The sequence below is a fragment of the Collinsella sp. TM09-10AT genome (genome assembly GCF_003436275.1).
GTDB lineage: Bacteria > Actinomycetota > Coriobacteriia > Coriobacteriales > Coriobacteriaceae > Collinsella.
The window spans coordinates 1-13,977 of sequence record NZ_QSOP01000033.1 but is presented as its reverse complement, the minus strand read 5'-3'; the positions used below and the strand labels follow the sequence as shown (position 1 = coordinate 13,977).

Sequence of the window (13,977 nt, the reverse complement as noted above, 5' to 3'; positions counted from 1 at the left end):
GGGCCGTGTTCCGCTATGCGGTTGTCAATTTGCGAAAGAAATTATGCGTCACCAAGCGTTTTCCAGCGCAGCACGCAAGGAGCGGAGCGACGCAGCGAAAGCGGGCGGCGCCAGCCGCACGCGGACATCCCGCTGGGGGCACCACAGAATCTGTGAAGCCCGTTACCAATTCGGTAGCGGGCTTTTTCCTACCCATACGCCGGGATTCGAACCCCGAAGGCATAAAATCACACTGTCATCCAAGGGCCCGTGGACAAAAAATAGCAAATATGAGTACTGTTACCAATTTAGTAACAGCGATTTCATGCCATCAGAAGGCGATTTGGACACAAGGCGTCCTACGGCGGAGGAATTGCAGGCATTTATCAGCTAAGTACTTGGACATATGTTGCGTAACACTGCATATTTTGCAAAAAGATAATGCTACAGGGCTTGTGACAGTACTCATATTTGACGTTTTTTCCCCACGACCCCTTATTGTGTGGGCGAATCAGTTGCAAAGCGGGATCCAAAGCGTCCTTCGCAAACAAATAGCCGGGGCCCGCGCGATGCGGACCCCGGCTCAATACCGTGACGATATGTCAGTTACGCTCTACACGTAGAACAGGATGTCGTCGTAGGTCGGAACCGGCCAGTAGTCGGCGGCCACGATCTCCTCCATGGCGTCCACGGCAGCACGCAGCGTATCCATAGCGGGAACGACCTCGTGCGCGTACACGTTGGCCTGCTCCTGGCCATCGAGAGCCTCGGCCTTCTGATGCACGGCGTCGAGCGCCTTGATGGAGTCGTTGATGGCGGTGATACCGTTGCAGAGCTTGTTGAGCGTGTTCTGCTCGCACTGCATGGCAGCCTCAGCACCGGCGGCACGAATAGTCTCAAGGCCCTTAGCGACCTTGGTGGCATAGGCGGTAATGACCGGGCGATAGGTACGACGCGCCTCGCGAACCATCGTGGTGGCCTCGATGTTCATGAGCTTGTTGTACTTCTCGAGCTTGCAGTCATAGCGGCACTGGGCCTCGGCCCTGGTCAGGACGCCCGTCTCCTCAAAGAGCGCAATGGCCTTATCGGAAACAAAGGCGGGAAGAGCGTCGGCCGTGGTCTTGTTGTTGGCAAGGCCGCGCTTCTCGGCCTCGATGGGCCACTCGTCGGAGTAACCGTCGCCGGAGAACAGGATGCGCTGGTGATCGGTCAGCACCTTCTTGCAGTACTCGAGCGCGGCGTCCTGGAACTTATCCTCGGGCGTACCCTCGAGCGCATCGGCGAAGGACTTGAGCGACTTGGCAACGGCGGCATCGAGCACCAGGTTGGAGTCGGAAACGTTTTGCTCGGAGCCGCAGGCACGGAACTCGAACTTGTTGCCGGTGAAGGCGAACGGGGAGGTGCGGTTGCGGTCGGTGTTGTCCTGCATCAGTTTGGGCAGGGTATCGGCGCCCAAGTCAAGCACGCCGCGCGTGGCATGGACGGAAGCCTTGCCATCGATGATCTTCTCGACAACCTCGGTAAGCTGGTCGCCCAGGAAGATGGACATAATCGCCGGAGGAGCCTCGTTGGCGCCCAGACGATGATCGTTGCCGGCCGAGGCAACGGAGGCACGCAGGAGCTCCTGATAGTTATCGACGGCCTCGATCACCGCGGTGAGGAAGACGATGAACTGCAGGTTGTCGAGCGGGGTGTCGCCCGGGTCGAGCAGGTTCTCGGACTCGGTGCCAAGCGACCAGTTGTTGTGCTTGCCCGAACCGTTGATGCCCTCAAAGGGCTTCTCGTGCAGCAGGCAGACCAAGTCGTGACGGGAGGCGATGAGCTTCATCTTCTCCATCATGACCAGATTCTGGTCGATGGCCTCGTTGACCTCGCCGTAGACAGGGGCGAGCTCATGCTGGCAGGGAGCGACCTCGTTGTGCTTGGTCTTGGCAGGAATGCCAAGCGCCCACAGTTCATCGTCCAGGTCCTTCATATAGGACGAGACGGTGGGGCGGATAGCGCCAAAGTAGTGTTCCTCGAGCTCCTGGCCCTTGCAGGGAGCAGCACCAAAGAGGGTGCGCCCGGTGATGACCAGGTCCCTGCGCTTGCGGTAAGCGTCCTTCTTGATCAGGAAGTACTCCTGCTCATCGCCCACGGAAGGAACGACCTTCTTGGGGGTCTTACCAAACAGCGCCAAAACGCGCTTGGACTCACGCGAGAGTGCGGTCATGGAGCGCAGCAGCGGGGTCTTCTTGTCCAGGGCCTCGCCCGTGTAGGAGCAAAAAGCCGTGGGGATGCACAGGACATCGTCCTTAATGAATGCGGGGCTGGTGGGATCCCAAGCGGTGTAGCCACGGGCCTCGAAGGTGGCACGCAGGCCGCCGTTGGGGAAGCTGGAGGCGTCCGGCTCGCCCTGGATGAGGTTCTTGCCCGTAAACTTGGTAATGGCGGTGCCGTCGTGGTTGGGCTCGAGGAAGCTGTCGTGCTTCTCGGAAGTAATGCCCGAAAGCGGCTGGAACCAGTGCGCGTAGTGCGTCGCGCCCTTGGAGATGGCCCAGACCTTCATGGCGTGGGCAACGGCGTTGGCCACATCCAGGTCAAGCGGCTCACCGTCCTCGAGGGTTGCAGCAAGGCGCTTCCAAATGTCCTTGGGGAGGTAGTCCTTCATGACTTCCTCAGAGAACACCATGGTCCCGAAGCGGTCAGTAAGTTCGGCCATACGGAACTCCCTTCGTATCGGCACCGCGTGAGAAGCGGTGTTGATTACTAACGAACGAGTCATAGATTAGGCTCGTCGTGTTTCCGCAACATTACCGTTATGTTGCTGTCACGAAACCAATCAATGAGGTTACCGCATCGCGGCGGCGTTGCCGCCCTCAACAGCCAATCAACTGTATAAATTGCAGACCTCTCCCCATGGTTTAAGGGTAGTCAATTTGGGATGGGGCTCTATTAACTGGTATTTCGCATCAGATACCAGTCTTTACTGCCCCATCTTAGATTGACCGCCATGTTATAGGGAATGCCGATAGCAAGGCATCTTTGATTGGTATCCCCAAATAGCGAGTGAAACTCCACCGTGACACAGTGGTGCTGTAGAATCCTTACAACACATCACACTATTACGTATCTAGAGGAGCACGATATGCGCGTCGACGAGGTTTTTAAGCAGGCAGCATCCCAGGGCACCGCACCCGTTTCGTTTGAGATGTTCCCGCCCAAGGGCGAGCTTACCCTCGACACGGCCCGCGAGGTGGCGGGCAACCTGTGCAAGCTTTCGCCGAGCTTTGTCTCGGTTACTTGCTCGGCCGGCGGCTCGGGCAACGGTGCCACCACCGCCCCCATTGCGCATATGATTACGAGCGAATTCGATACACCCTCGGTGGCACACCTTACCTGCGTGGGCCGTTCGCACGCCGATATCGCCGCCAAGATCGATGAGTACCGCACCGCCGGCGTGGAAAACATCCTGGCCCTGCGCGGCGATCTCCCTGCCGGCGCGACCGAGGACGACAAGCCCGCCTCCGACTACGCCTACGCCCGCGACCTCATCCCCGAGCTCGTCGACGCCGGCTTTTGCGTGGGTGCCGCAGCCTACCCCGAGGGCCACATTGCCTGCGAGGATCTCAACCTCTCGGTCGAACACCTCAAGCAAAAACAGGACGCCAGCGCGAGCTTCTTTGTGACGCAGCTCTTTTTTGATAACGAGTGCTTCTATCGTTTTCGCGAGCTTGCCGACAAGGCCGGCATCACCGTGCCCATTACCGCGGGCATCATGCCGTTTATGGGCAAGTCGCAGATCAGCCGCATGGTCTTTATGTGCGGCGCGTCACTGCCCTCCCCCGTCATCAAGATTCTCGCCAAGTACGAGAACGACCCCGAGAGCCTGCAGGCAGCCGGTGTAGATTATGCCGCCCGTCAGCTTTGCGACCTCAAGGAGCACGGTGCCGCCGGTCTGCACCTGTACACTATGAATCGTCCTGCGATCGCCGCGACCATTATGGAGCGCCTGGGGTAATGGAAAAACCGCACATCGATACAACCGCTGTCGAAGTGCCGGCCGACCTTGCGTCGCCGGCGCTTTACCGTGTCGATGCTGCGCACCATCCCCGTGTCGACCGTGCCGAGATGCTGCGGTATCTGGGTTACGGCGGCCAGCAGATTGAGCCCGAGCTGTCACGACGTATTGAGCTTGTGGTCGAGCGCCTTGAGCTGGACATTGAGCCCCGCGGCGTGCGGCGCGTGTTTACCGTCGATGCCACGGGCGTGGACGAGCAGGGAGAGCCTTGCATCCGTCTGGTTGGCACCAACGTTGAGCTGCGCGGTCGCGACATCTATCGACATCTCAAAGACGCCCGCTTTGCCGCGCTCATGGCATGCACCCTCGGCATGGACGCCGAGCGCCGCCTGCGTACCACGGGAGCCCAGCAGCCCCTGGAGGGAGCCGTGCTCGACGCCGCATGCTCTGCCTATGTAGAAGCCGCCGTCGAGCAGATGGACCAGCAGGTCAAGGCTGCGGCCGCTGCACACGGGCTCGCCGGTAACTGGCGCTTTAGTCCCGGCTATGGCGACTGCCCGCTCTCGGCCCAGCGCTCAATCGTGGCTGCGCTCAACGCCACACGGCTCATCGGGCTTACCGTTACCCCCACCAGCCTGCTCATGCCCACCAAGAGCGTGACCGCGGTGATCGGTCTGTTTGACGGCGAGGTCCACGACGCCCAGAGCCGCCCCACCTGCAATATCTGCCGCATGCGTGAGCACTGCCGCTTCCATGCCGCCCACACCACCTGCTATTCCAGCCATTAGGAGCCATCGATGTCTACTCCGCTTATCACTCATGATTCTGACGGTACTGCACTGGCGGCACCTGTCAATACTGCGCGCTGCAACGGCGCTGTGTACAAGACGCGCACGATCGACGACCTTCGCATTAAGGACGATCGTCTGCGCGCCGCCATCAAGGGCACCGGGCACCTGCTGTTTGACGGCGGCATGGGCACCATGTTGCAGGCCGCTGGCATGAAGGCGGGCGCCCTGCCCGAGCTGCTCAACTTTGAGGAGCCCCAGGTCATCACCGATATCCAACGTCAATATGTCGAGGCAGGCTGTGACGTGATCACCGCCAACACCTTTGGCGCCAACGCGCACAAGCTCGATGGCGCCGCCACCGTGGCAGATGTCTTTGCCGCCGCGGTCTCTTGCGCCCGCGCGGCCGGTGCCCATTACGTCGCCGGCGACATCGGCCCCATCGGTGCGCTGCTTCGCCCCCTGGGCACCCTCAGCTTCGACGAGGCCTACGACCTCTTTGCCGAGGAAGTGCGTGCCGGCGTCGATGCGGGCGTGGACCTCTTTATTATCGAGACTATGACCGACCTGGCCGAGATCAAGGCAGCCGTCCTCGCCTGCCGCGAGAACTCCGACCTGCCCGTCTTTGCCACCATGACCTTCGAGGAAGACGGCCGTACCTTCCTGGGAACGAGCCCCGAGGTCGCCGCCATCACGCTCGACGCTATCGACGCCGACGTTCTGGGCATCAACTGCAGCCAGGGACCGGCCGAGCTCCGAGGGCTCGCCGCACGCATGCTCACCGTTACCGACAAGCCCATCATGGTGCAGGCCAACGCAGGACTGCCCCGCGTGGACGACGACGGCAACACCGTCTTTGATATCCAGGCTCCCGAATACGCCAAGGCCGTCGCCGGCATGATCGCCGACGGCGTGAGCGTCGTGGGCGGTTGCTGCGGCACCACGCCGGCGCACATGGCGGCCTTGCGCACGCTTATCGACAACCACACGTCCAGCCCGCGCCACCGCAAGCCCAGCATGTCGGTCACGAGCGCCCAAACGGTCGTGGACCTTCCCTGCGACGGCCACAAGATCGCTGTCATCGGCGAGCGCATCAACCCCACCGGCAAAAAGCGCCTGCAGCAGGCCCTACGCGACGGCGACCTGGACTACGTCGTAAGCCAGGGCATCAGCCAGCAGGAACAGGGCGCCGACATCCTGGACGTCAACGTGGGCCTGCCCGAGATCGACGAGGTCAAGATCATCCAGCAGGCAACCGAACAGCTCCAAGGCTCCACGCTCCTGCCGCTGCAGATCGACTCCACCGACCCCGCTGCCGTCGAGGCCGCCGTGCGCCGATACGCCGGCAAGCCCATCATCAACTCGGTTAACGGCAAGCAGCAGATCATGGATGAGATCTTTCCGTTGGTTGCCCACTACGGCACCAACGTCGTCGGCCTTACGCTCGACGAAGGCGGCATCCCCGATACCGCCGAGGCCCGCTTCGCCATCGCCGAGCGCATCGTGGCCGAGGCCGCCCGCTACGGCATTGGCCCGGACCGCATCCTCATCGACTGCCTGGTCATGACCGCCTCGACCAATCAACGCCAGGCCGAGCAGATCCTGCGCGCCATGTCCCTGTGCAAGGAGCGCCTGGGCGTCAAATGCGCGCTCGGCGTGTCGAACATCAGCTTTGGCCTGCCCGCTCGCCCGCTGCTGGGTTCGGTCTTTTTGGCCGCCGCTTTTGGCGCGGGTCTGGACGCCCCCATCATGAACCCGGGCTCCAAGCGCTTTATGGATACCGTCTACAGCTATCGCGTCCTGAGCGTTGAGGACGAGGGCTCGACCGGATACATCGAGCGCTATGCCGGCTGGACCGATCCGTATAAGATCGCCGCCAACCCGGCAGCAGCTCAGGCCGCATCGACCGACACCGTGCCCGCTGCCGGCACCGACGGCACCGACGGCAACGACGACCCGATTCGTCGCATGGTCGTCTCGGGCCGCAAAGGCGAGATCGCTGCCGAGACCGAGCGTCTGCTGGCAGACCACGACGCCATGGACCTCATCAACAATCACTTTATCCCCGCCCTCGACGAGGTTGGCGTCCTCTTTGACCAGGGCAAGTTCTTCTTGCCGCAGCTTATGGCCTCGGCCGAAGCCGCACGCGTGGGCTTCGACACCATCAAGCGCCTGATGCCCGCCGGCGAGATCGCCGACAAGGGCAAGATCTGCGTGGCCACCGTCAAGGGCGACATCCACGACATCGGTAAGAACATCGTCAAGATGCTGCTCGATAACTACGGCTATACCGTCTTTGACCTAGGCCGCGACGTCGACCCGCAAGAGGTGCTCAAGACCGTGCGGGAGCGTGACATCAAGCTCGTCGGCCTCTCGGCGCTTATGACCACCACCGTCGTCGCCATGGAGGAGACCATCAAGTTGCTCCATGCCGAGGTGCCGGGCGTCAAGATCATCGTAGGCGGCGCCGTGCTCACCCCCGAATACGCCAAGCAGATCGGCGCGGACTACTACGCCAAGGATGCCGCCGAAAGCGCGCGCATCGCCGAAGAGGTCTTTGGGCAGTAACACAACGGAAACAACCGAGCACCAAAACGTGCCGCATGCGCCACTTGGCACGTGCGGCACGTTAGAATAGAAAAGACTATGCTCGTTTTGGCAGATAGGAGCGCAAGGATGGCGATCACGCCCGCAGAAATCGCGGAAACCCGCGGCATGGTTGAGGAGCAGAACCTCGACATCAGGACCATCACCATGGGTGTTTCGCTCATGGGTTGCGGTGACGAGAACCTCGACCGCATGTGCACGAAGATCTACGACCACGTGACGCACACGGCTGAGCATCTGGTCGAGACCGCCGAGAACCTCGAGCGCGAGTACGGTATCCCCATCGTCAACAAGCGCGTCTCCGTTACCCCGGTGGCGCAGATCGCCGCTTGCTGCAAGGATGAGGACCTCACCCCTATCGCGCACGCCCTCGACCGCGCGGCCGAGACGCTCGGCATCGACTACCTGGGCGGCTTCTCCGCACTCGTCCAGAAGGGCATCGGCGACGCCGATCGCCGCGTTATCCAGTCCATCCCCCAGGCGCTCGCTACCACCAGCCGCGTCTGCTCCAGCGTCAATGTTGCTAGCCTGCGCGCTGGCATCAACATGGACGCCGTGCTTATGGCGGCCCAGACCATCATCGATGCCGCTAGACTCACGGCCGACCAGGATTCCGTCGGCGCTTCCAAGTTTGTCTGCTTTGCCAACATGGTCGAGGACTCCCCGTTTATGGCGGGCGCCGTCCACGGCGGTGGCGAGGCCGACGCCGTCATCAACGTAGGCGTCTCGGGCCCCGGTGTTATGGCCGCAGCCCTGGAGACGCTGCCCGATTCCGCCTCGATGATGGAAGTCGCCGAAAAGATTAAGCAGACCGCCTTTAAGATCACCCGCGCCGGCGAGCTCATGAGCCGCGAGGCCGCCCATCGCCTGGGAGTCGAGAAGGGCATTGTCGACCTGTCGCTGGCCCCCACGCCCGCCATCGGCGACTCCGTCGCGCGCATCCTCGAGATCATCGGCGTGGGCACCTGCGGTGGCCCCGGCACGACCTGCGCGCTCGCCATGCTCAACGATGCCGTCAAGAAGGGCGGCGTCATGGCCAGCTCCAGCGTGGGCGGTCTCTCCGGCGCTTTCATCCCCGTGTCCGAGGACGCCGGCATGATCGCCGCCGTCGAAGCCGGTGCGCTTTCGCTCGAGAAGCTCGAGGCCATGACCTGCGTGTGCTCCGTCGGCCTGGACATGATCGCCATCCCCGGCGACACCCCGGTCGAGACCATCGCCGGCATCATCGCCGACGAGATGGCCATCGGCGTCATCAACAACAAGACCACGGCCGTCCGCGTGATTCCCGCCATCGGCAAGGGCGTGGGTGACTGCGTCGAGTACGGCGGCCTGTTCGGCCGTGCACCCATCATGCCGGTGAACCCCAACGCCGGCACCGTGCTCGCCCACCGTGGTGGACGCTTCCCGGCACCGCTGAACTCGCTGAAGAACTAGCTGAGGGGTTCGGGCGAGGAGCCCCGGGGAGGGCAAATATATAAGGTCGCCTGCTCGGACAGTCCTGACTCGCACGGAGAGCACATTAAGTGCTCTCCGGCTCGTGCGGAACTCGCGATCGACCTTATATATTTGCCCTCCCCGGGGCTCCCGCACAACGGGACCTCGGTTGGGTTCTATCCCGGTTGCAGTTGCTTCGCTCCTGCACCACATGGTTGATACGGCGGTTTGGCGTTGGATCGGTTCTTTCTGATATATGCTGGTTGCGGCTCTTCTTTTGGGAGGAGTCGCTTTTTTGTTGCTAGGAGGTTGGCCCGTGGTTGATGGGGATGCTCGCTCTGAGCTGCTTTCCACAGATTGGAACCAGGAATGGATGCGCCTGCAGGCTGGTCGGCGGCGGGCTGATGACTCTTTTGAGTGGGATAAGCGGGCTCGGCATTTTCGGCCGCTTGAGACTGCTCCGTATGCCCGGGACTTTATGAAGCTGTTGGCGTTAAAGCCTGGTGAATCGGTGCTTGATATGGGGTGTGGGGCTGGGTCGATTGCCATTCCGCTTGCTCAGGCTGGGCATCCTGTGATTGCTGCTGACTTTTCCCCTGCCATGTTGGGCACGCTTGATGCTGGCATTGAGTACTATGGGCTCGAGGATCGCATTACGCCGCTTGAGCTTGCTTGGGATGATGATTGGGATTTGGTTGGACCGGTCGCGAAAGCGGTGGATGTTGCCTTTGCCAGTCGGTCGGTTACGACGACCAATCTAAAAGATGCGCTTGCCAAGCTTGATCGAACGGCTCGTCGGCGTTGTGCTGTCACGATGGTCGCCAACTCCAGCCCGCGCTATGATCTGCACTTGATGAACGCTATCGGCGCCTCGGTTACCTGCAGTAATGGCTTTGTGTATGCTTTTAATATCCTCATTCAGATGGGTGCCCTGCCGCAGGTTACGTACTTTGAATCGCCTCGTCGCGATACCTTCGATAGCCTTGAGGCGGGCGTGGCGGACTTCTCCCGCATGCTCGAGCACGGTAACGAGGATAAGATCGACCGTCTGCGCGTCTACGTCGCTCAGCATATGATTGAAAATCCCCATGCCGGCGAGCCAGGGTCCAAGGGCGTGCCGCAGGGGCGCTATATGCTCGACCATATCCGTAAGGTTCGCTGGGCGTTTATTGCATGGGAACCGGTCTCTGAATCCCGCTCGTAGCCCGTTCACAGCCCGAGCTGCCCATCACCTCGGCATCCGCATTCTTTGCGAACTGGGCAAACGCGCTCCACACCGCGCCGTTCCTGCGCTATCGTGGGACAGCTCACGTAGATTAAGGCCCCGTCGCGGGGCACCCCATACATAGAAAGCGAGAACCCATGGCACTGACAGGAGCCCAGGTCAAGCAGCTTCGCAGCATGGCCCATCACCTCAACCCCGCCATCATCATCGGTAAGTCCGATGTCAACGAGGGCACCGTCGAGCAGACGGTCGCCTACCTGGAGAAGCATGAGCTCGTTAAGTGCTCCGTGCTCGATGGCTCCAGTCTTTCCGCCCGCGAGGCCGCCGAAGAGCTCTCCGAGCGTTGCCACGCCGAGGTCGTCCAGGTCATCGGCCGCAAGTTCTCGCTGTATCGCGAGTCCTCGCGCAAGGACATCGAGAAGATCAAGCTCGTCTAAGAGCCAATGATTCTGCGAGCCAACACATAGCAAGCTTTCGGGTGCCCAAGTACTTCGGGCGCCCGTTTTTTATCGCTCGACCAGCACGCGATTGAGCCGCCCCTCCACCAAGCGCTCGTATAGACGCCGCGTCTCGGGCTCGGGCACGCCATTGACCTGCTCCCTCAGATGGTGCATATGCCCGCTGTACAGCTCGACGATATCGCGCCGCCGCCCCGCCGCACTGTAGACGCGCATGGCGCAGCGCACCATATCCTCACGCGCCGTTTCCTGTCGAAGCCCCGACTCCGCCAGCCAAATCGCCGACTGCAGATCGTTTTCTTCTAGAGCGGCATTTGCTCCCTTAATCATGCAATCGATGTACTTTGACTGCATAATGCGTCGCATACGCAAAAAGTAGGTGGGGTTACAGCCATTGGGAACATACAGCGGTCCGGCATAAAGCTGCTCAATCTTAAGGCACAGCTCAACTAAATGGGGCCCGCGTGCGCCCGTGCGATTTCCCAAAACCTCGCGGCTTATCTGGTCAAACAGCCGTACATCGGTCTTGACGTAGTCGCCGTTGAGTCCGATGCATTCATTTTGGATGAGCACACACGACTTGCCATCCGGCGTCGGTCCCAAAGCCGACCGCAAGCGCGATATCGTCGAGTACAGGTTGTTGCGGGCGCTATTGAACTCGGCATGGGGCCACAGCTCCATGGCCAGCGTCTCACGATCGACGAGCGCATCCATGCCCAGTGCAAGCCGCTCGGCAAGTGTCGCCGCCTTCTTGCGGCGCCACATTTTGTCCGTGATGGGAAACCCGTCGCGCTCGGCGCGAAACGCGCCAAACATGCGAATCTCGATATGGTCGATGGTATCAACGGCTTCAACCTCGCCGGCCTGGAACAGGCGCTCGCCCTCCCCTTCCAAATCGTCGCGCAGCGAGTACCGCGACAGCTCGCGCACGGGAAGCTTCTTGCGAATCCTGGTCGCCGGCTCGCCCAGACAATGCATGGCAAGGCGCGCAAAGAGCCGATACGATGGCTCTAGAATCCCCGCACGATTCATGGACATCCAGGCCGCAAGATCGCTATCTCGCCCCGCACAGGCCAAATGCAGCGCCACCATCCAGGCCTCCGCTCCACCAACCTGCGTCTGGCTTATATCGAGCAACTCCGCTTCCTCACGTACCGAAACCATCGAGGTGTTACGCAGATACGCCGCGCGCTCCAGCAGCAATGCGTTATCGCGCATGTACGCAATCGACTCTTCGGCAAGTTTGAGCACTTGGACCGCACGGAACTTTGCATTAACCGGCCGTCCCTCTGCCAGCGACTGCCAGCCTTCTAGCAACAGGCCAAACAGCTGAATCTGGTTATCGCGCATGCGCACGGCAAAACGATCGAGCTCGTTGAACGCCGCGTCGTCGGTTACCGGCAGGCCGGAAAGGAGCCGCCGTGCCGCCAGCACCATGCGCACCCAGATAGCCATCGCCTTAAGCCCACGTACGTCGAGCGCCTCCCGCACCACCGTCATCTCGTCGTCGCGCTCGTCGGTTCCCGCAAACGACCCGTCAAAGAGCTCCACCAGCATGCTATCGGCCCGTATAACAATCCCCGCGATGTCGAGCTCACAGTCGTAGGCCTTGCTCGTTTTGAGCTGCTGTAGAACGCCGCCGTCATCTCCCCGTTCGGTCAGGCATCGCTTGACCTCGATATGCGCGGACAGCATGTCGAGTGCGGTGTGGGACGTCTCTATTTCTGGCACGGCCAGGTTCGTAGGAAGCCCAAGCCCGTTGTCCCCATAGCAAACAGCCGTCAGTGTCTGGGCCACCCTCCATGAAACAGGGTCTATTTCGCAGGCCGCCCGTTCGCCCCCGCGCTCGATGACCGATGCCATATAGCGAGCGAGCTTTGTATTGGACACGCTGACCGCTGCCAGATATACGCCAAGCGCCTCGGCAGGCGTTGGCTCTGGAGCCGGATCCTCGGCATCGATCGTGCCCAGCGCTGCTCGGCAGATATCGGCCCCGTGCCCCGTCAGAGCCAGATCGACCCCATACTGCCCAGCAAGTTCAAGGACCGCATCACGGTCCAAAAAGGCGTCCGCCAGGCCCATCGCCGCATCGCATCGGCCCGCCTTAAGCAAAATCCGGGCCGCCCTCGGAACAAGTTCGGGGCGAACCTCGGCCACCAACTTACGCAAGCGCAAGCGTCCGTTATCCTCCGTGCCCAGACACGTAAAACTCCGCTCGGCGGGGTCCAAGCCAAAGATCGGGTAGTCGCGTACGAAGTAGGACTGGTCGACCATCGATAGCCTCACCCCGCAAGCCTCGAGTTCTGCGATATTGCCCTCGCCCATCAAAATCATGAGACATGCCACGCAAAACAGTGCATTATTGTCGAGCGAAGCCAGGTCGACAAGTGCCGCGCCATATACGTTGACAATCTCGTTTTCGAGCAGACCGGCTACGTCGCCTTGGCCATACAGACCCGTCTGCAATGCCGAAACGAGCTCGGGCACGCCCTGCGTGAGCTGATAAAAGTCGAGCGATGTGCTGATCGAAAACGCCGATGCCCACGCCGAATACTCATAGGCATGCACCTTGAGCATCTGCGCATTGATCTTAACCGAATCGCCCAGCCCATGAATCAGTTGACGATTTGAAGGACGGCAGGAGATAAAGACCCCCACCCCCATAGCGCGCAGGCCGCGAATCCTGTCGATGAGGTCTTCGGTATCGTGCTGATCGAGGTTTGGCACATTATCAATCGCGATAAGGGAGTGCGGTTTGTCTTTGAGTTCTTCGGTAACCACCTCGAGCTGCATAAACACCTCGCGCCCAGTGGCGCGATCGGCCTCGATAATCCGCACGGGGCCTCGCGTCGGGTCGCATTTAACCTCATGGGTGTACTGCAGCAGCACCGAGGTCTTCCCAAACCCGTCGGGCGCATAAAGAACCACGATGCCGGCCTTTCGGCCCTTGGCGAGAAGCTCATTCATCAAGCGTTCGCGTCGCACCATATAGCCACCGCCCAGCGGCATCAGCTCGAGGTCGTCCATACTGCCCAAATCGTTTACCATGCCCGCTCCTCAACTCGACCGTATGGACACTGTAACCGCAAGACCATACAAGCCGCGCTATGAATAGAGCGACCTTGTGTTCTAGGTTGTCTTTTGGTACGCAAGCGGCAAGTTTTTGTACAGCGAGGGCCGATTGTTATTAATCCCCCGACTAATCGGTCTTTAAGCAGGTAAATGAGCTTGTCAGCTTGTCCCATCTAAGCGGCAGTGTAACGCAAATGAACAAGGTTCAGCTATGTCATTCAACTCGCCTAGCACCCGCTACCGTCTACGACCTTTTAGTGGCATTTTTGCATAGAATCTGGTATGGAATGAATCAAGCTGTTGGGCATCCGGCATTCGTCAAGCTTGCGGCAAGATTTTGGTCAAGCGGGCGGAGAGGGATAACAAAAGGCTCTGTTAGACCAAATTTGACACGATCGGCTGTTCGTCGAACCG

The 13,977-nt window shown here is 60.6% G+C and carries 9 protein-coding genes; 7 read left to right on the top strand and 2 right to left on the bottom strand.

Going from position 1 to position 13,977, the window contains the following annotated elements:
• Nucleotides 1-373: hypothetical protein (locus DXD77_RS10620; RefSeq protein WP_233506797.1), on the top strand; the 373-nt coding region annotated here is incomplete at its 5' end.
• 219 nt (nucleotides 374-592) lie between these two features.
• On the opposite strand, the gene DXD77_RS09895 is transcribed toward DXD77_RS10620, so the two are convergent.
• A complete protein-coding gene (locus tag DXD77_RS09895; protein WP_117563614.1) occupies nucleotides 593-2,680 on the bottom strand; it encodes a glutamine synthetase III in 2,088 nt (695 codons plus the stop codon).
• A gap of 426 nt (nucleotides 2,681-3,106) precedes the next feature.
• Between DXD77_RS09895 and DXD77_RS09890 the strand changes: the two genes are divergently transcribed.
• The 6 genes from DXD77_RS09890 to DXD77_RS09865 all read left to right on the top strand — a co-directional run bounded on the left by DXD77_RS09890 (nucleotide 3,107) and on the right by DXD77_RS09865 (nucleotide 10,470).
• Nucleotides 3,107-3,979 (top strand): methylenetetrahydrofolate reductase, encoded by an 873-nt coding sequence (locus DXD77_RS09890; RefSeq protein ID WP_117563615.1) that lies wholly within the window; start codon nucleotides 3,107-3,109, stop codon nucleotides 3,977-3,979.
• The gene (locus DXD77_RS09885; RefSeq protein WP_117563616.1) at nucleotides 3,979-4,767 is read left to right on the top strand and encodes a hypothetical protein; all 789 of its coding nucleotides are present in this window, start codon (nucleotides 3,979-3,981) and stop codon (nucleotides 4,765-4,767) included. The genes DXD77_RS09890 and DXD77_RS09885 overlap by 1 nt, the downstream gene beginning before the upstream one ends.
• 9 nt (nucleotides 4,768-4,776) lie before the next feature.
• Nucleotides 4,777-7,335, top strand: a complete 2,559-nt coding sequence (locus DXD77_RS09880) for a homocysteine S-methyltransferase family protein (protein WP_199407863.1) — start codon at nucleotides 4,777-4,779, stop codon at nucleotides 7,333-7,335.
• 108 nt (nucleotides 7,336-7,443) lie between these two features.
• Complete coding sequence (locus DXD77_RS09875) at nucleotides 7,444-8,808, top strand: PFL family protein (protein WP_117563617.1); 1,365 nt, start codon at nucleotides 7,444-7,446, stop codon at nucleotides 8,806-8,808.
• A gap of 256 nt (nucleotides 8,809-9,064) precedes the next feature.
• Nucleotides 9,065-10,012: a methyltransferase domain-containing protein gene (locus DXD77_RS09870; protein ID WP_369831503.1), complete on the top strand. Its 948-nt coding sequence runs from the start codon at nucleotides 9,065-9,067 to the stop codon at nucleotides 10,010-10,012.
• A gap of 158 nt (nucleotides 10,013-10,170) precedes the next feature.
• Nucleotides 10,171-10,470, top strand: coding sequence for a YhbY family RNA-binding protein (locus tag DXD77_RS09865; protein ID WP_117563618.1), 300 nt, complete (start codon nucleotides 10,171-10,173; stop codon nucleotides 10,468-10,470).
• Nucleotides 10,471-10,539: 69 nt separating this feature from the next.
• Here DXD77_RS09865 and DXD77_RS09860 read toward each other — a convergent pair whose 3' ends face one another.
• A complete protein-coding gene (locus tag DXD77_RS09860) occupies nucleotides 10,540-13,539 on the bottom strand; it encodes a BTAD domain-containing putative transcriptional regulator (protein WP_117648552.1) in 3,000 nt (999 codons plus the stop codon).
• Nucleotides 13,540-13,977 lie beyond the last annotated feature (438 nt).

Coding starts and splice junctions, on each gene's coding strand:
- DXD77_RS09870 (WP_369831503.1), top strand. CDS start 9,065: ATGCTGGTTGCGGCTCTTCTTTTGGGAGGAGTCGCTTTTTTGTTGCTA.
- DXD77_RS09865 (WP_117563618.1), top strand. CDS start 10,171: ATGGCACTGACAGGAGCCCAGGTCAAGCAGCTTCGCAGCATGGCCCAT.
- DXD77_RS09860 (WP_117648552.1), bottom strand. CDS start 13,539: ATGGTAAACGATTTGGGCAGTATGGACGACCTCGAGCTGATGCCGCTG.
- DXD77_RS09885 (WP_117563616.1), top strand. CDS start 3,979: ATGGAAAAACCGCACATCGATACAACCGCTGTCGAAGTGCCGGCCGAC.
- DXD77_RS09880 (WP_199407863.1), top strand. CDS start 4,777: ATGTCTACTCCGCTTATCACTCATGATTCTGACGGTACTGCACTGGCG.
- DXD77_RS09895 (WP_117563614.1), bottom strand. CDS start 2,680: ATGGCCGAACTTACTGACCGCTTCGGGACCATGGTGTTCTCTGAGGAA.
- DXD77_RS09890 (WP_117563615.1), top strand. CDS start 3,107: ATGCGCGTCGACGAGGTTTTTAAGCAGGCAGCATCCCAGGGCACCGCA.
- DXD77_RS09875 (WP_117563617.1), top strand. CDS start 7,444: ATGGCGATCACGCCCGCAGAAATCGCGGAAACCCGCGGCATGGTTGAG.